Genomic DNA, 18,256 nt, shown 5'->3' with positions numbered 1-18,256 from the left:
CGGCCGTGCGCGTCGGCGGCACCCGCCTCACCGGGCCGGAGCCGCGGCGACGGTCCAGGCGGGCGGCTGCTCGACGGGAGCGGTGAGCGCCACCATCGCGCGGTGCGCGGCCACCGAGTCGACGACGGGTGGGTCACCGGCCGACCGCAGGTGCGCCATCAGCTCGACGTCGGGGCTCAGGCCGTACCTCTCCAGGTAGTACGCCACGGTGTCGGTCCAGATCCAGGCCCCGTCGGTGCGGTAGCTCATCGGCACCACGTCGCCGCGCCGCGGCTCGACGACGTCGGGCGCGCCGGCGGTCGTCGCCATCAGCACGTGCCCGGCGCGTAGGTAGGACAGGACGCGTTCCCGCTCCGCGCCGGTTGGCAGCACCTCGTGGCCGGGATCGAAGCGGGGCCCGGCGACCGGGTCGACCCGGTCGAAGACCCGGGCGACCGTGACCGGGCCGGCGGGCCGCGCGGCCCACAGCAGCGCCGAACGGCCGCGCGCGAGCCGTTGGTACGGCGGCAGCGCGGTCGCCGGGCCGTACACCTCGACCTGCGGGTGCTCGACCCCGGCGGCCCACAGCACGCCCTGGACGGCGGCGGCGACGCCGGGCCGGTCACCGGGCGCCGCCGTGGTCTCCAGCAGGTAGACCGGCACCGGCCGGCCCGGGTTCGTGGCGTTGGGCGCCCGCCACGCCCGCCACAGGCCGACGGCCCCCGGCGTGGTGGCCGCCGCCGCGACGGCCGCCGCGTCCGGGCCACCGTCGACGGCCGCGGTCGCCGTGAGGTCCAGCACCACCGGCACGGCGGCGGAAGCCCCGGGCAGCAGCGGCGCGAAGGCGTACGCCGGCAGGGCCGCCACCCGCGCGGCGCCCGACGGGGCGGGATCGTCGACGTCCGGCAGGGCGTCGGCCAGCAGCGCCGCCTCGGCGGCGTCGACGGTCAGCCGGCCCGACCCGACGGCGGCGCGCAGCGCCCGGGCCACGTCCTCGACGCGCCCCTCGGACAGCCGTTGCCGGGCTCCCGTGACGACCACGTCCGACACCCGTCCGGCCAGCCTGAGCAGCAGTTCGTGGTAACGCCCGAGCGTCGTCGTTGCGGTCATCGCCTGCCTCCCGTCCTGTCGTTGCGCCTCAACCTACGGCGGCACGGCGTCCCGCGAGCCGTGCCCGCGGATCGTTGCCCCGACATCGTGGCGGACTGCCCGACCGCACCGTGCCCCGGCCGCACCGTGCCCCGGCCGCACCGTGCCCCGGCCGCACCGTGCCCCGGCCGGGCGGGCCGGCGGCCGGGCGTCCGCATCAGGTTGGCGGCCCACCGGCCGGCCGGCCGGAGCCGGGGAACGTCACGAGCATCCCCATGTCGGACACGGTGATCTTGTGCTTGTCGGTGAGCGACACCCACGTGGTCTGCGTGCCGCCGTACGCCTCGCCGTCGTGTCCCCACGACTGGACGCTGCGCACGAACTCGTACACCGCGCCGCCCGGCCCGGGGTAGCGCGCGCCGCTGCACGACACGAACAGCAGCGGCGCCTGCCGGCCGGAGGGTGCCCGCAGGAGGGCGCCGGACTGCCACACCAGGAACGCCAGCTCGTTGCCCCTGAGCTTGCGGTGCGCGCCGCTGGCCGCCAGCCGGACGAGGAAGCTCGTCGGGTCGGCGTGGGCACTGATGTAGAACAGCTGCCGCTGGCCGAGCCCCGCGCGACCGCCGAACGGGGTCGGCAGCTCCTGCTGGAACCTGTCGGGGTCGCCGTCGCTGGTCTGGGCGTAGTGGTCCAGCGGATCGTCCTCGGCGACCTCCTGGAACTCGTACCAGATCCTGGTGCTGCCCTGGATCGGGAAGACGATGCCGACGACCTTCCCCGCCTTGTGCACGACGACGTGCTCGACGTCGTCGATGGTCAGCGGCTGTCCCCGCCTGGTCGGCTGGTCGGCGGCGGTCGGCGCGGTGACGGCCAGGGGCGCGGCCGGGGCCGTCGGCGGCGTCGGGACGGTGCCGCCCGGCGACTGGGGGATCTGCACGTACATCCCCATGTCGCTGACGGTGATCTTGTTCTTGCCGAAGACGGACGGCTCCAGCCGCTGGGTCGGCCCGAACGCCTCGCCGAGATGTCCCCACTCCTGCACCTGCCGGAAGAAGTCGTGCGCGGCGCCGCCCGGGCCCGGGTATCGGGCGCTGGAGGACGACAGGAACAGGATGGGCGCCAGCGCCCCGGAACGCGCCCGCCGCAACGCGCCGGTCTGCCGGACGAGGGCGGCGAAGTCCCCGCCCGTGAGGAGCCTGGTGCCGCCGCCGCGCAACGCCACCGCGAACCTCGTCGGGTTCCCCTGGGTGTAGACGTACACCGGTTCCCGTCCGCCGAACGCCCGCCGTCCGCCGAAGGGCATCGGCAGCTCCTGCTCCTCGCTGTCCGGTTGGAGGCTGGTGGTCTGCGTGTAGGACTCCAGAGCGTCGTCCCGATCGATCACCGCCACGCTCTCGGGCATGTGCTCACGGTCGCGGGGCCGGACGGGAAAGACGACGGCGACCACCTTCCCCGAGTCGTCCCTGAGCACGAGGTTCTCGGTGTCGCCGATGCCCAGGCCGGTGTCGCCGGTGGGGTCCGGCGCGCCCGGTCCGGCCGTCGACACGTCCCAGGAGACCGGGTCCTCCCCGCCGGCCGGCACGGCTGCTGTCGACGCCGCCGGGAGCAGCGCGGCGGCGCGGAACTCCTCACTCGTCAGGCCCGTGGCCGGGGCGACGGTGAACGTCTTCCACCGGTCGGCGGTGGTGGATTCCGCCGGTCGGCCCCGGCCGTCCCCGCCCCGGCCGTCCCCGTCCCGGGCGGGCGCGACGAACGCCCGGCCGTCCGACGTGGTCCACGCCGTACCCTCCGGGGCGGTGACGGGTGTGCCGGGCAGCAGCCGGGCGAGCTGCTCGGCGACGCCCGACCCGGCCGCCGTGTGCCCGGCGACGAGCAGCACCGGCCGCCCCAGCCAGCGTGGGTCCGCTCGGATCAGGTCCGCGAGCTGCGTGGCTGGCAGCGGCGTGTCGCCGACGACGATCCCGCCCGCGTCGCCGTCGGCGAAGACGACGAACGTGTCGTCGCGGGCGGGGAAGCGTCGCGCGGCGGCGAGGGCGGCGGTGTCGCCCGCGTCGGCGAGGAGCAGCCCGGCCGGCACCGGTCGCGGGGTCACCGGCGTCGTGGCCGGGCCCCACGGCACCGCCGCCGGCCCGGGTGCCGTCGCCGGCTCGTCGAGGTGGGGCCCGGCGCTGGTGGTGGTCCCGGCGTCGGGGGTGATGCGGTGCCAGGCGGCGGCGTCGGTGGCGCCGGGCCGGGGGCGGCCGTCGGCGGTGTAGACGGTGGGCGCCGTGAAGGTGTGGTGGTCGGGCGTGGTCCAGGCGGCGTGGGTGGGCGCGGTGACGGGCACGCCGAGGTGGTGGGCGAGCTGGGTGGCGAACCCGTCGGGTCGGGCGGCGGTGTCGCAGCTGACGAGGGTGACGGCCTGCCCGGGACGCCAGGCCGGGTCGGCGCGGATGAGGGCGGCGAGTTCGGCGGCGGTCAGCGTGGCGCCGGCGGCGGTGAGGTGGGTGGGGGTGCCGTGGGCGAAGACGAGATACCGGCCCGGGACGTGCGGGTGGCGGGCGGCGAGATCCAGGTTGGTGGTGTCGGCGGCCGGCAGCCAGACGAGGCCGGCGGGCACGGGGGCGGCCACGATCGGGCCCGCACCGGCGGTGGCCGGCGACTCGGCGAACCGGACGGCGGCGGGCGGGTCGACGTCCATCCCGTCGCCCTCGGCGTCGTCCAGCTCCATGTCGTCGCCGGGGCCGCCGACCTCGTCGTCGTCCGAGTCGGCCACGTCCGGGTCCTCGTCCATCGCGTCGTCCATGGCATCGTCGGCCGCCGCGTCGTCCGAGGCGGCGTCGAGGTCTTCGGTGTCCATGGCGTCGGACTCCGACTCCGCGTCGGCCCGGCCGCCGCCCCCGGTGTCGCCGTCGCCGTCGCCGGGCCCGGTGGCTGCGGCCTCGGGCGGGGGCGGGGGCGGGTTGGCGGTGGTGTGCAGGTGCCGGTACAGGCCCCGCGGAAGGGTGTCGCCGAACTGGCCGGTGAGTTCCTCGAGGTCGACGCTGGGCCGTTCCATGTCCATGACCGCGCCCAGGGCGTCCAGGTCGACGGTGGACGCGGCGCGGGCCAGCAGGTCCGTGCCGTCGGAGACCGCCGTGAAGCGGTCCTGACCGTCGTAGTTGGACATGAAGTAGTCGCGGCGGGTCGTCGCGGTGGCCTGGACCGGCCAGGGGTCGCAGATCACCGCGTCGGGGCTGTCGGGGTCGCCGATAACCACGAACGCGTGGTCGAGGCTGTGGTTGATCTGGGTGAGCCGGACCCCGGGCAGCAGCTTCCAGAGCAGCGAGAACGCCAGCGCGGCGTTCTCGCCGCAGTTGCCGGTGTGCAGGTGCGCGGCGACCACGCCCTGCTGGGCCAGGCGCACGGCCGGATCCTGGTCCGGGGTGAAGTAGTCGCCGCTGCGGACCTTGCCGAGGTACTCGTGGGTCAGCCCGCCGGTGCGGGCCACGTGGTCGACCTGGTTCGCCGAGCCGCGGTAGAGGTGCCTCTTCGTCGTCTCGATCACGTGGTCGCTCACCATGAGCAGCAGCCTCTGCTGCTGCTCCGGGGTGCCGGTGAGGGCCTGGAGCTGCTGCTCCCGTTCCGCCTGCCGCTCCGAACCCCGGGCCTCCTGGAGGTCCTGGAACGCCTGCCATGCCTGCTGCTCCCAGGACGGCGGCGGCGGTGACGGCGCCCACCTGACCGGCCCGGCCACCGCCGGGTGCGCCGCCCCGCTCAGGCGCGCCCCGTCGGGGCGCAGGTCGACCTGCCCGGTCGCCGGATCCACGGTCACGGTCCGCCACTGGTCGGCCTCCGTGCTGGGGGCCGGCCGGGGACGCCCGTCGGCGTCGTAGTCGGTGCCCGCCACGAACGCCTGACCGTCCCCGGCCAGCCATGCCGTGCCGTTCGGCGCGGTGACGGGGGTCCCCGGCAGCAGGCCCGCCAGCGTTTCGGCGAAGCTCGCCGACGGCGTCGCCGCCCCGGTCGGCGCGGCGGCCGTGTCGCACGCCATCAGGACGATCGGCCGGCCGCCCCAGGCGGGATCGTCCTGGATCATCCGGGCGAGCTGCGCGGGCGTGATCCGGCGGTCGCCGACGACGAGGTGCCCGGGCGTGCCGTGCGCGAAGACGACGTACCGGTCGGGGTCGGGCGCGAAGGCGCGGGCGGCGTCGAGGTTGGCCCGGTCCGAGCCCGGCACCAGCACCCGTCCGGCGGGCACGGACAGGTCGACCACGTCGCCGGGCGCGTCCCCCCGCGCCCACGGCACGGGCTCCCGGGCCGCCTGCTGCGCGGCCGTGGTGACCCTGGTCGCCAGGTCGGCCGTCTCCCCGGCGAGCCGGGTGGCGCTGCGCTGCTGCCCGGCGACCTCCGGCAGGGCCGTGTCGAGGGCGGCCGACCACTGCGCGGGGCTGCCCGCCGCCGCGTCCGCCCGCGCGAGGCCGTCGGCGGCAGCGGTGAGCGCGGCCCGCGCCCGGCCGTGGGCCGACCTCGCCGCGGCGTACGCCGCCCATGCCTCGCGGGCGGCCAGGCGGGCGGCGGCCGAGTGCGGCTCGGCGGCGGCGATCCGGGCCGCGCCGTCCCGTGCCGCCGCCTGCGCCCTGGCGACCTCGGCCGCTGCCTCCGTGACGTGGCTCGCGGCCCGGTCGAGCTGCGCGACGGCCGGGTGGACCGCCGCGGCGTACGCGTGCAGGCGTCCGGCCGTCTCCCGGGCCCCGTCGAGCGACCCGGTGGCGGTGGCCAGCGCCTCCCCGGCCCGGCGGAGGGCGTCCTGCGCGGCCGACTGCGCGTCCCGCGCCGGCTGGAGCCTGGCGGCGGGCGCCTTGGCGGCGAGTTCGGTGACCTCCCCTGCCGCCAGCTCGACGGCCGCGCGGGCGTCGTCGTACGCCTTGCGCACCTGCCCCTCGGCGGCCTCGGCGGCGGCGATCCCGGCCGTCGCCGCACGATCGAGGTCCGCCGTGCGGCGGTGTGGCCGCGACTCCCCGGCGAGCCGGTCCGCCTCGGCCGACGCGGCGGTGACCTCGGCGCTCAGGTCGGCGAGGGCGACGTCGAGGTCGGCCAGGTCCGCGATGGCGGCGAGCTCGGCCGCGTCGACCGCGTCCGCCGCGGCCTGCGCGGTGAGCGCGTCCAGGCGTGCGACCTCGTTCGCGTGGTGCTCGACGTCCCGGCGTGCGGCGTCGAGCTGGTCGCGGTGCTGCTCGGCCGTGCCGGCGTTGGCCGTCGCCTCGGCGAGGGCCCGCATGGCGTCGGCGAGGGCGAGGGGGGCGTCGGCCATCCCGGCCTCGGTGGCGGACCGGGCCGACTCGGCGTCCGCCGCCGCGTTGCCGGCCGCGTCCCGGTGCCGGGCCAGCAGCATCGCGGTGGTCCTCGGGTCGGTCGCCGTCCCGTCGGCCGCCTGCTTCGCCAGATCGGACGCGGCGGCGACGGCGGTGGCGATCGTGGCGGCGCTGGCCTGGGCCGTCGCCTCCGACTGCCGGGCGTGCCGGGCGACGCCGTCGGTGTGGGCGGCGGCCCGCGAGGCGACGTCGGCCGCGTAACGGGTCGCCTTGTCGAGCCGGTCGAGCTGCTGGGCGGCGTGCAGGGCCCGGTGCAGGGCCTGTTGGGCGGCGGACCGGGCGGCCATCGCGCCCAGCAGCGCCTGGGTCAACGCGTCCCGCCGTTGTCTGGCCCGCTGCGCCGACGGCGTCTGCCGGTCGGTGATCAGGGGCGCGATCTCCGCGAGGGTCCGCTCGCCGACGGTCAGCGCGGCCTGTCGGGCCCGTCCGGCCTGCTCGTCGAGTGTCTTCGCCTCGCCGAGGGTGGTCAGCGCCTGCCGGGCGAGGTCGGCCACCCGCCGGTGCGGCGGGGCGATGTCGGCGGCGGCCCGGTCGACCTGCGTCGCCGTCCGGGTCGCCGCGTCGGCCAGGTCGGTGACCGCGTCGATGGTCCGTTCGATGCTGCGGCCGATGCCCGTCAGCTCGAACAGGGCGTGCTCGGCGGTGGTGTCGAAGGTGTGCAGGGCGATGGCGGCCGGCGTGACCTCCTCGACGACGATGTGTTCGTAGCGGTCGTTGGTCGTGCGGCTGACCACCCTGAACCGGGCGCCGGGCAGGAAGAGCACCTCCTGTTCGGCGGGCTTGGCCGACAGCGGCGTGATGTCCCGTCCCGAGTGGCCGTCCAACCGCAGCTCCAGCAGCACGGGATGGCTGGTGCCGTCGGGGGCGTAGTCCGCCAGGAACCCCTCCGCGACCGCGCTCTGCCGGCTCGCGCTGCTGAGCGTGCCGAAGGTGATCTCGGTGCCGCCGTACTGGCCGAGTTTCCCCGACACCGGGTCGCCCAGCTTCCCGACCGCCCAGTCACCCCGCCACACCGTCATGCCCGTCGCGGGCGGGAGCAGCTGGATGGCCTCGATCGCCATGTCGAAGTGCGCCCGCATCTCCGGTTCGAGCTCGGCCGCCAGGGTGCGTGCCCGGTCGCGGAGCTGCTGCCGGTAGGACTCGGCCTTGTCCCGTCCCTCGGGGTCGGACTGGAGCTGCCCGAGCAGCTCGACGACGGTCGGGTCCGTCCGGACCGCCGACGGGATCTCCTTGGCCGCGGCTCCGAGGGCCTCCTCGACGAGGTGGTCGACGCTCCTTCGCACGGCGCGTTCGAGGAGCAGGCCCGACGCGACGGTGGCCAGGACGGTGGCGGGCGCGACGGCGTTGAGCAGGCTGTGGTTGCTGCCCGTGTACGCCTGGAGCGCGGTGAAGTGCGCCGGGGTGAGCTGCCGGGCCAGCGCCCTCGCGTCGATCCCGTTCGCGCCGATCCAGTCGATCATGGCCCTCGACGCCAGGTGCGGCTGGCTCGATGCCTGCCACAGCTCGTGCTGCCTCCTGCGGGCGCGCGCCAGGTGGCCCGGGGCGAGGCTTCTGAAGCCGTTTGCCTCCGCCTTGGCCTGGTAGGCGGCCTCGTGCGGGAGCATGCCGGAGTCGGCGAGGCCACGCAGGGTCGTGATCGGCAGGCCCAGCGTGGCGAGCGCGTGGTAGACGTCCTCGGCGCTCGTCGCCTCCGACACGACGGGCCCGACGTCGACGATCTCCGCGCCGCGGAGGATCTCGTACAGCGAGTGGTCCTCGGAGGTGAGCATCCACGCGGCGATGGCCAGCAGGAAGTGCTCCGGCGCGACGCCCGGGACCTTGAGCCAGGCGAAGGCGGCGAGCAGCCGGGCGGTGGTGCCGGAGATGCCGGCGACGACCGGCAGACCGGTCTTGGTGTGGGTGTCGCGGTACCACAGCGAGGTGGTGTCGTTGTCGAACCAGGCGCGTCCGCCGACCCAGGGCAGGGGCAGCTCGACCCCGAGGGCGCCCTCGTCCGTCCAGGTGCCCTCCGGCTGGTCGTGGCGCTGCTCGGTGCCGTCGGCGGTGGTGACCGTGAAGGCCCTGCGCCCGGGGCCGGTGAGGTAGCGGCGTTCCCGATCGCTGAGCGCGGCGCCGAGGGCGGCGAGCTGCCGGGGGGTGAGCTTGCCGGGCACGCCGAGGTTCTTGGCGAAGTCGGCCGCGCCGAGCCGGTTGGAGCGGCCCGCCTGGCTGGCGGTGATGGCGGTGGTGTCGGCGGCCGGCTTCTTCGACAGGGCGGTGATGTTTCCGAGGGCGAAGGGGTCGACGGCGTAGTTGTAGCCCCTGCCGACCATGTCCGCGATGCCGTGCATGACGGAGCGCCTCCAGCCGGTCAACTGCTGGTGCAGCTTCCGCAGCGCGGCGGTGTCGAGGCCCAGCGCGTCGGCCCGGGTCCAGTCCTGGTCCGCGACGATGCTCTGGAGGACCTTCTTGAGGGTGGCGTCGGCGCTGGCGTCGTTGTAGTAGGCGGCGTTGTAGAAGGCGGTCATGAGCTCGCGCAGGTTGCCGTCGCGCAGCAGCTCACGGACCTCCGCGTCGGTGAGGTGGTCGCCCACCTGGCCGGCGCTGGTCGGATCGTCCTTGACGAACGAGCGGCGCACGCCGTCGGGACGCCCGTCGTTCGCGTACGCCTCCAGCACCTCACGCAGCCGTTCGACCGTGGCCTTCGCGGCGTGCTGGACGTGGGGGAGCTGATAGAGGTGCGCGCCGAGGTCGCGTTCGAACCGGGTGGCGTGTTCCCGGTACTCGGCGGTGCCGAGGATGGGCCGGGCGCCGTAGGGGCGGCTGTCGGGACTCCAGGCGACCGGGTGCGGCGGTGCCGGGGCGGCGGCGTGGGGCGGCGTCGAACCGGCGAGGCGGGGTCCCAGGTCGTCGACGGCGAGGAGGCCGTCGGGCGTGGGGGTGAAGGTGCGCCACCCGTCGTCCGGGCCCGGTTGCGCGGGCCGGGGCCGCCCCTCGGCGTCGAGGACGGTGCCGGCGACGAGCGCCGAACCGTCTTGAGTGCTCCAGGCGGTGCCGGTGGGCGCGGTGACCGGCACGTCGAGCAGGCGGGCCAGCGCGGCGGCGAAGCCGGTGTCGCCGTCGGCGGCGGTGTGACACGACATCAGCAGGATCGGCCTGCCCCGCCACCCGGGGTCGTTCCTGATCAGCCGGGCCACGTCCGCCGGGCTGCGGCCCCGCCCCCCGCCGAGGTCGAGCTCGTGCGGCGTGCCGTGCGCGAAGATCACGTACCGGTCGTCGTCCGCGGGGAACGCCCGGGCGGCGGCCAGGTTCGCCCCGTCGAACGCGGTGACCAGGACCCGCCCGGCGGGGACCTGCTCGTCGACGACCGGGTCGGTGACCCAGCCGATGGTCAGCTCGCCCTCCAGCGGCGAGGCGGCCGGCCCGAAGGTGTTGGCGGCGTCGAACGCCAGCGCGTCGAGGTCGTCGACGAGTTCGTCGATCAACCGGGTCAGCTCCTGCGACCGGTCGTACCGGGAGTCGATCTGCTCCGCCAGGGACCGCACCGCGTCGAGGGCCGAGCCGGCGCTGCCGATCTCCCACTCCGCGCTGGCGACCGCCGCCTCGACCCGCCGGAGATCGTCGGCCAGGCCACGGATCTGCATCGGCAGGTGGGCGTGCGCCGCCTCGGCCTCCAGCATCGCCCGGGTGGCGGCGTCGCGGTTGCGGGCCAGCGCCCCCGACCGGATCAGCAGTCCGTCATCGTCGTCGGCCGGCAGGCCGTGGGTGAGCCTGGCGGACTCCTGCTCGGTCGCGGCGATCTGCGTGACGCCGTCCTCGATGGTGTCGACGGCCTGCCCGGCCTCGTCGATGGCGCGCTTCCCCGACTCCGTGGCCTGGAAGTCGGCGAAGAGGACGTTCTGCGCCTGGCCGAGGGCCCGGCTGACGGCCGCCGCCTCGTGCTCCATGGCCTCGAAGAGGTCCTGGGCGTCCTCGCCGGCCTGGTGCAGGTCGGCCCAGACCCGTTCGGCCTCCGTCACGATCGCCCGGGCGTTGCCCGGGTCCTGCGCCCGGTCCTCCAGGTCCCGCACGACGGCCCACGCGCTCGCGATGACGTCCGCGTAGCGGGCAGTCGCCTGCTGGGCCGCCAGCACCCTGCCCCGTTGCTGCCGCACGGCGTCGGTCGCCTCGGCCGGGGCCGTGGACCGGTCGAGCAGGTCGTGGAACGTCGCGACGGCCGCGGTGAACTGCGGCGTCAGCGCCCGCACCTGCTGCGCCAGGGCCGGGACGTCCTCGGCGAGGTCCCGGACGGCGGCGCCGAGCCCCGACACCTCCGCGAGAGACCGCCTGGCCTCGGCGACGAGCGTCTCCCGGGCGACCCCTTCGGGCTCCACCTCCCTCATCATGATCTTTTCGATGCCGGCGGCCTCGTCGATCTCGCGGGACGTGACGGCGAAGCGGGCGCCCGGAAGGAACAGCACCTCCTGCTCGGTGGGCTTCCCCGAGAAGGGGGTGATGTCCCGGCCGGCGTAGCCGGCCAGCTCGATCCCGATAAGCACCCGATGGCTCGTGGCGCTGTTGGTGTACTTGGTCAGGATCTCCCGGGCGACGCGCTCGTCCCGGCTGGCGCTGTTCAGGCCGGTGAGGGTGAGGTCGTCCCCGCCGTAGGCCGAGAACACCTTTCCCAGCTGGTTGGCCAGGCCGCCGGCCGCCCAGTCCCCGCGCCACACGACGCCCTTGTCGGCCGGGGGAAGCTGCCGCAGCGCGTCCACGATCATGTCGAAGTGCGCCCGCAACTCGGCCTCGACGGCGCCCCGGATCTCCCGGCCCCGGTCCTGCGCCTGCTCCCGCACGGCGGCGACCCGTTCCGGCGTCCGGTCGGGATCGGCGGCCAGCTCGTCGTGCAGGCCACGCAGGATCGGGTCGTTGGTGAGGATGGTCGGGATCTCGGCCGCTACGAGATCGACGAGCAGGTCCACGGCCTCCCGGATCTTGTGCTCCAGCACCAGCTCCGAGGCGAGGTCGGTGAGCGGGCCGGCGGGGGCGACCGCGTTGATCAGGCTGTGGTTGGAACCGGTCCACACCTGTAGGGCGAGCAGGTGGGCCCGGGTGAGCCGGTGGGCGAGGGCCTTCGGGTCGACGGAGTTGAATTTCAGCCACTCCTGGGTGAGCTGCTTGGCCGTCGCCACGTCGTAGGCGGCGTTGGCCAGCTCGTCCGACACCTCCAGGGACTCGTCCAACTCGTCGGAGGTCATCGCGGAGTAGCCGTGGGCGGTGTGCGCCGCCCGGGCCTTGGCGTAGTAGGCGGCCTCGTGCGGCAGCAGCTGCTCCAGGATCGCCGTGTCGGTCAGGTCGACCGCCGGAGGCAGGCCGTCGGGCGTGGCCGCCGGCAGCCGGTGCTGCGGATCGCCGACCTGGCGCAGGACGGGGGCCGGCACGCCGAGGGCGGCGAGCGCTTCGTACACCTCGTCGGCGGCCATGGTGGACACCGGGTGGCCGCTGCCCACGATCTCGGCGCCGCGCAGGATCTCGTACAGCGAGTGGTCCTGGAAGGTGAGCATCCACGCGATGACGGCCAGCAGGAAGTCCTCGCGGCTGACCCCCGGCACCTTCAGCCACTCGAACGCCATCATGAGCCGGGCCGTGGTGCCGGAGATGCCGGCGGTCACCGGCAGGCCCGCCTCGTGGTGGGTCCGGCGGTACCAGACCGACGCCAGCCGGGAACTGGTGTCCAGCACGACGCCGGCCCGGCCGCCGACCCAGGGCAGGGGCATCTCGACGCCCAGCGAACCCTCGGCGGTCCACGAGGTGTCGGGCTCGGCGTGGGCCGCCTCGGTGCCGTCCGTCCCGACGGTGGTGAAGGGCCGCCGCCCCCGGCCGGCGAGATACCTCTTCTCCCGGTCGCTCAGCGGCGCGCCGAGCGAGGCCAGGCGGGTGGGGGTGAACTTGCCGGGCCCCCCACGGTTCGCCTGGTCGTCGTGGCGGGCGATCCGGTTGGCCTGGCTGCCGCCGAGCGCGATCAGGTCGGTCAGCGGTTTTCCCGACTGCCCGGCCACCCGGCCGAGGGCGAACGGGTCGCCCTCGCCGAAGGTGTGCCCCCGGCCGACCAGCTTGGCCAGCCCACCGATCAGCGCACCGGAGAGCGTGTCGAGCTGCTGGTGCTGCCGTTGCAGGGCCGGCACGTCCAGGCCGAGCTGCGCCGCGCGGTCCCAGTCCGTGTCGGCGAACAGCTCCTGGACGACGGTCTTCAGGGTCGGGTCTGGCGAGGCGTAGTGGAAGTAGGCGGCGTTGTAGAAGGCCGTCATCAGCTCGCGCAGGTTGCCGTCGTCCAGCAGCTCGTCGACCTCCGCGGCGCTGAGCCGGTCACCCACCTGCCCGGCGCTGGTCGGGTCGTCCTTGATGAACGAGCGCCACACGCCGCCGGGACGACCGTCGAAGGCGTCCAGCACCTCCCGTAGCCGCGCCACGGTGGCCCGCGCCGCCCGCCGCACCCGGGGTAGTCGGTACAGGTACGCCCCGAGCTGCTCCTCCAGGTGGGTCGCGAAGATCAGGTGCTCGGTGGTCTCCAGGACCGGTCGGTTGGCGTACGGCCGACCGTTGCCCTTCCACGCGACGGCGTCCCCGACCGCGTCCGCGCCCGGACGGGGCGGGGTGCCCGGCAGGTCGGAGCCGGCCTCCTGCACGTGGGTGTCGCCGGTGGCGTCACCGGTGAACGTCCGCCACCCGTGGCCGGCGTCCGGCTGGGCCGGGCGTGGGCGTCCGTCGGGGCCGTAGGCGGTGCCCGCGACGAACGCGTGCCCGCCGGGGGTCGTCCAGACCGTGCCGGTGGGGGCGGTGACCGACGTGCCGGGCAGCAGCCGCGACAGCTTGGCCGCGAAGCCGTCGGCGTCCGCACCCGTGTCGCAGGACATCAGGGTGATCCGCTGTGGACGGTCGGCCCCGAGCAGGTCGGCGAGCTGTTCGGGCGTGACCCGCCGGTCGCCGAGCACGAGGTGGTCGGGGGTGCCGTGCGCGAAGACGACGATCTCGCCGTCGCGGTCGGGGAACGAGCGGGCGGCCTCGACGTGGGTCGTGTCGTACGGGTCGATGAGCGCCCACCCGGCCGGGACCGGCTGTGACCCGTGTGCCGCTGGTCCGCCTGGCCCGTCGGTCGGGGTCGGCCGTGGCCCGTCGGTCGGGGTCGGCCGTGGCCCGTCGGCCGGTACGGGCCCGCCCTCGCCGCTCGCCTGTCCGGTCGGCGGGGGCGGCTCGGCGGTGGCCCGCACCGGCTGGGTCGACTGGGCCGCCTCGGTCGGCTGGGTCGACTGGGCGGCCTCGGTCGACTGGGCCGCCTTGGTCGGCTGGGTCGCCCCGGCCAGTGGGGCGACCGGCCCCGGCGTAACGGTCCCGACCGGCGGCTCGACCGGCTGGACGACGCTGTCGGCCACCTGTGGTGGAGGCCCGGCGGCGGAGCTGGTGGCGGTGCGCGGGCCGGCGTCGCGAGCGGGGTGCCCGCCGGGCCGAGGCGGCCCGGTCGTGGCTCCGCGCGGGGGCGCGGTGGTGCCGTCGCGGGCCGGCAGGGCCGGGCCGGCAATGCTGGTGGCCGGGGCGGCGGTGCTGGTGGCCGGGGCGGTCGTGGCCGGCGTGGTGGCGGTGGTGGTGGCGATCCCCGGCACGGCCACCGGACCGGCCGGCGGGACCGGGCCGGCGGGCGTCAACTGGGTCACCACGCCGGGCAGGCCGGGGCCCGTGGGCCGCTGGTCCGCCTGGCCCGGCGGCAGCACGGGCGGGCTGCCGAGCGGGGCCGAGCCGCCGACGTCGCGCGGGGCACCGGTGTGACCCGCGGTGACGCCCTCGGCGTCCTGAGGGAGCGGGCCGGCCCGCAGGCCGGTGTCCACGGGCGGGGGCACGTGGCCGCCGGGGCCGTGCGCGCGCGCCTCCGGGCCGGCGGGGCGGTCCTCCGGGCCGGCGGGATGGGTCTGCGGGCCGGCGGGTTGGTGCTCCGGGTTGGCAGGGGGGTGCTCGGGGCGGGCGGAGGGGTGCTCCGGGTCGCCGATGCGGTGCTCCGGATCGGCCGGACCGGGTGTGTCGCCCACCGGGGACGGCGTCTCGCCGGGGACGGCGCGCCCGGGGTCGAGGGTGGATGGCTGCTCACCGGGCCGCTGCGGCGTGTGCTCGGGACCGCCGGAGGCGTCGTCCCGGTCGAGGGGCGGCGTGTCCCCGCCGGCGGGCAGGTCACCCGGGCCGGTGGGCGGGCGGGTGGCGGACTCGTGGGTGGCGGGTGGGCCGGTGACCGGCGCGGGGTCGCCAGGCGCGCCGTCGCGGGTCGGCGGCGTCCCGCCGCGGGTCAGGGGCGCGGGCTCGGTGACGGGGTGGGTGACGGGCGGGGGGTCGCGGCGGGCGGTGGGGTCCGTTGAGCCGCCCGTGGCCGAGGGCGTCTCCGGATCGTCGCCGGCGTTCGTCGGCGGGCCGGTGCGCTGCGCGCCGGGCTCGCGCCCCGGCCCGCCGAGCCGCCCACCGTCCGCCACCGGGAACGGGCCCCCCGTCACGTCGTCGTACGAGGGCGGTTGCTCGTGCGGGGGCGGGTCCTCGCCGGTGACCGGCGGCGGGCCGGGACGTTCCGCCGGTTCGTCGTCGCGTGTCGTCGCGTCGTCGCGGGGCGGCGATCCGTGCCCGTCCCGCCCGATCCCGAGCGGGCCGCCGCCCGGCCCGTCCGCCCCGGGCTTCTCTTCCGGGGAGTCGCCGCCCGGCCGCCACGGGTCCTGTCCGGGGCCGGACTGGTCGGTCTTCGGGCCGTTCAGGCCGGCCGGGTCCCCGATGCCGTTCCCGCCCGGGCCGTCGCCGCCCGAGTGCGGCCCGGGGCGGATGCTGTGGCCGACGTCCTCGGCCCACTGCTGGGTGAAGCCGGTGATGACGGACGAGGTCACCGTGGCGCCCGGGTTGAAGTCGCCGCCGAGGATCCCCCACAGGAAGGTCTCGCCGAGGAGCTCGCCGGCTGCCGCGAAGATCTCCTGGCCGTACCGGTGGGTGCCGACCTTGGGGAACCACTTCGCGCCGGCCTGTATCACGCCGCTCGCCGTCGCCCCGATCAGCATGCCCGCGAGGAAGTCCAGCAGCACGTCGGCGCCGTCGACCTTGTCCCGGTTGCCCTCGACCATCTGGAGGCCCTGGGCGGCCAGGCCCTGCCACAGCTCCTCGAAACCCTCGCCGATCGCGTCGAACGTCAGGTTGGCGATGCGTTGCAGGATGCGGCTGCGCAACTGCGCGATCAGGGTGCTGACGATCTCGCTGCCGGTCCGGATCAGGGCCGGCACCATGAAGGCGCTCGCGCCGCCGGACAGGGCCAGGAAGACGTCCCACAGCGTGGTGAACATCGCGATGGCGATGTTGTACTGCGTCTGCTCCGCGTCGAGGGCGAAGTCGTAGGCGCTCTGCCCGAGGGCGGTGGAGATGTCGCCGGCCACCGGCACGTTCGTGGTGAGGCTCTGCGCGAAGTGCTCGAACGCCTGCGCCGCGTCGCCGCTCAGGAGCGCGGGCATGTTGCCCGCGAGGCCGGCGGTCCCGGCCACCTCCTCGTTGAGGGTGTTGGTGAAGGCGAGCAGCTCGTCACCCATCTGGCGCAGGGCGGTCGGGTCGGCCTCCGGATACTCCTCGCCGACGCCGTAGAGGATGGCGTCGTAGACCCACTGCCATTCCGGGTCGGTGGAAATGTGCAGGTCGGGCATCGGGCGCTATCCCTGAGCCGTGCCGTACGGCTCGGACGTGCCGTCGGGGTGGTAGTCGACGTACGTGTGCACGGCGGGCGGGACGTCGGCCGGCGCGCGTTCCACCAGGAACAGCTGGTAGCCGTCCTTCACCTCGAACGGCGTGCCGTCGAGCCGCACGTCCGTCCCGGGCGGCAAGGGGGTGATCGCGCGGTAGTGACTGGTGTCCACCCGCACGGTGCCCGGCGCGACCTCCCGGAAGTACACCACCTGCTGCTGGTCGCCCACCGGCACGCCGCCGACCAGGATCTCGGCGTCCGGCGGCAGCGCCGGGGCGAGGACCGAGGAGCTGAGCGTGCCCGCCGGCACGGTGAAGACCAGCCCCGGCCTCAGCTGTTCTGGCTCCCGTCGGTCCGGCACGGTACGCAGCAGCGCCGGCCGTTGCCTCTCCTGGCCACGGTGGTCCGTGCCGGAGCTGGTGACCGGGTTCGGGCGGAGGTTCCCGAAGACGGTCCCGAGCCTGCGGCCGGCGCCGTACGCGTCGTCGTCGGCGCCCCGGAAGGTCGTGCCGGAGACGGTCAGGCCGTCGGCCGTGTAGTCGAGCGTGTCGGCCGCCGCGCCGACGATGCCCTCCAGCGCGAGCAGCCCGGCGACGAACTTCTCGGCGAACTGCTGGCCCAGGTCGTCGGTGCCCCAACTGGTCCCGTACGTGTAACGCAGGGCCTCGATGTACGCCTGGAGCTGGCGGAACGCCTCCGCCCGGCCACGGTACTGCTCCCCGAGGCGGCCCAGGCCCTCCGGGTCGACGAAGAGGTCGCCGCTCATTCCGACACCCTCCCCAGCCCCAGCTGCTGCCGGACGCTGTTGACCATCCGCGGCTGCGGCGGCAGCAGCGTGTCGGTGTCCACGTCGCCGCTGATCAGGTCCCGGGCGTTCATCCCGTCCGGCAGCAGGGGCGCGATGACCGCCGCGGCCTGCGACTGGGCCTCCTCCCTCGCCTCCCCGATGGTCTGCATGAGCAGGGCGCGCAGCTCGGCCGGCGCGAGCCGGCGGTAGGCGTTGGTGGGGAAAGTGATGTCCGAGACGACGCCGTCGTGCCCCACGGTCGCGGACACCTCGCGTCGCGGCGACGTGCGGGTGACGGCGATCGACCGCATCCGCCGCCGCAGGGCGCCGAGGCCGTCGCGTTGCTGCTGGTACCGCTGGAACAGGCTCTCGATGCGCTCGCTGAACTCCACGCGCTCCTCCTTCGCCGGACGCGGCCCCCAGTACAGGGCCGGCGGCGGCCGTGGCCAAAGCGCCGACGACCGATCAGGGCGGAACAGGCAGCGGATCTTCCCGAGCGTGCCGCCAGGGCGCCGGGAGGCAATCCGGGGCGTCGAACGGGCAGTCCCGTCGGCGGAAGCCTCCCGACGGGCAGGGTCGATTGGCAAAACTGTCGCCGACGCCGGCGGAACCGGACGACCGACCGCGCGGCGTCATCGCGGAACGACCGTTCGGAGGAGATTCGCTGTGACGATGCCAGTGGTGCAGACCAACGAACCGGGCATGCAGCAGGCGGCCCAGGAGTTCGCCAGCCGGGCAGAGGAGTTCACCACTCACCTGCGCAACGTCAACGACCAGATGGCAATGCTCCAGGCGTCCTGGACCGGTGAGGCGTCGGCTCAGTTCAACACGGCCATGGACGCCTGGGAGAACGCGTTCCAAAAGGTGATCAACGAGCTGCTGACCATCATGGAGACCATGGGTGTCAACACCCAGTCCTACTCGGCCGCCGAGGACGAGGCGTCCTCCACGGCGGCGTCCTTCGCGCAGGCGCTGCCGGGCTTCTGACCACACCACCGAGAAAGGACCTGATCGATGTCGAACTACCGTTTCAGCTTCACCCAGGCCGACGCCACGCTCACCGACATGAACGGGATCAACGGGCGCATCACCTCCGCGCTGGCCGAGATGGAGGGCAGCGTCGAGCGGACGCTCGCCGAATGGACCGGCGCGGCGCAGGAGCAGTACCAGGTGTCGAAGGCGGCCTGGAACGCGGCGGCTGCCCAGATGACGGTCGCGCTGGATTCGGCGCGGCAGACGCTGCTCAGCATCGCGGACAACTACGGCACCACCGAACAGAACGCGGCGAAGATCTGGAACGACGTCCGGGGCGGGTGACCGCGCGTCGGGGCTGCTGCGCGGCGGCGGCCTCGACGTCCACCCGACCGG

Annotated in this window: 6 protein-coding genes; 2 read left to right on the top strand and 4 right to left on the bottom strand. The window is 75.4% G+C overall.

Going from position 1 to position 18,256, the window contains the following annotated elements; genetic code table 11:
- Window positions 1-27 precede the first annotated feature (27 nt).
- The 4 genes from ACFYWL_RS23465 to ACFYWL_RS23450 form a co-directional block, all read right to left on the bottom strand.
- On the bottom strand, window positions 28-1,089 hold the full coding sequence (locus ACFYWL_RS23465) for a hypothetical protein (protein WP_386976213.1): 1,062 nt from the start codon (window positions 1,087-1,089) through the stop codon (window positions 28-30).
- A gap of 196 nt (window positions 1,090-1,285) precedes the next feature.
- The gene (locus ACFYWL_RS23460) at window positions 1,286-16,063 is read right to left on the bottom strand and encodes a hypothetical protein (RefSeq protein WP_386976210.1); all 14,778 of its coding nucleotides are present in this window, start codon (window positions 16,061-16,063) and stop codon (window positions 1,286-1,288) included.
- A gap of 6 nt (window positions 16,064-16,069) precedes the next feature.
- On the bottom strand, window positions 16,070-16,867 hold the full coding sequence (locus ACFYWL_RS23455) for a hypothetical protein (protein ID WP_386976208.1): 798 nt from the start codon (window positions 16,865-16,867) through the stop codon (window positions 16,070-16,072).
- Window positions 16,864-17,280, bottom strand: coding sequence for a YbaB/EbfC family nucleoid-associated protein (locus ACFYWL_RS23450; protein WP_386976205.1), 417 nt, complete (start codon window positions 17,278-17,280; stop codon window positions 16,864-16,866). The genes ACFYWL_RS23455 and ACFYWL_RS23450 overlap by 4 nt, the downstream gene beginning before the upstream one ends.
- Before the next feature lie 274 nt (window positions 17,281-17,554).
- Between ACFYWL_RS23450 and ACFYWL_RS23445 the strand changes: the two genes are divergently transcribed.
- Complete coding sequence (locus ACFYWL_RS23445) at window positions 17,555-17,875, top strand: WXG100 family type VII secretion target (protein WP_386976202.1); 321 nt, start codon at window positions 17,555-17,557, stop codon at window positions 17,873-17,875.
- A gap of 27 nt (window positions 17,876-17,902) precedes the next feature.
- The gene (locus ACFYWL_RS23440) at window positions 17,903-18,205 is read left to right on the top strand and encodes a WXG100 family type VII secretion target (RefSeq protein ID WP_074478818.1); all 303 of its coding nucleotides are present in this window, start codon (window positions 17,903-17,905) and stop codon (window positions 18,203-18,205) included.
- The last annotated feature ends 51 nt before the right edge of the window (window positions 18,206-18,256 follow it).

The sequence above is a fragment of the Micromonospora sp. NPDC002575 genome, from assembly GCF_042889525.1.
Classification (GTDB): domain Bacteria; phylum Actinomycetota; class Actinomycetes; order Mycobacteriales; family Micromonosporaceae; genus Micromonospora; species Micromonospora carbonacea.
Note: the sequence above shows the minus strand (reverse complement) of the source record. Positions and strands in the feature narration are given on the sequence as shown.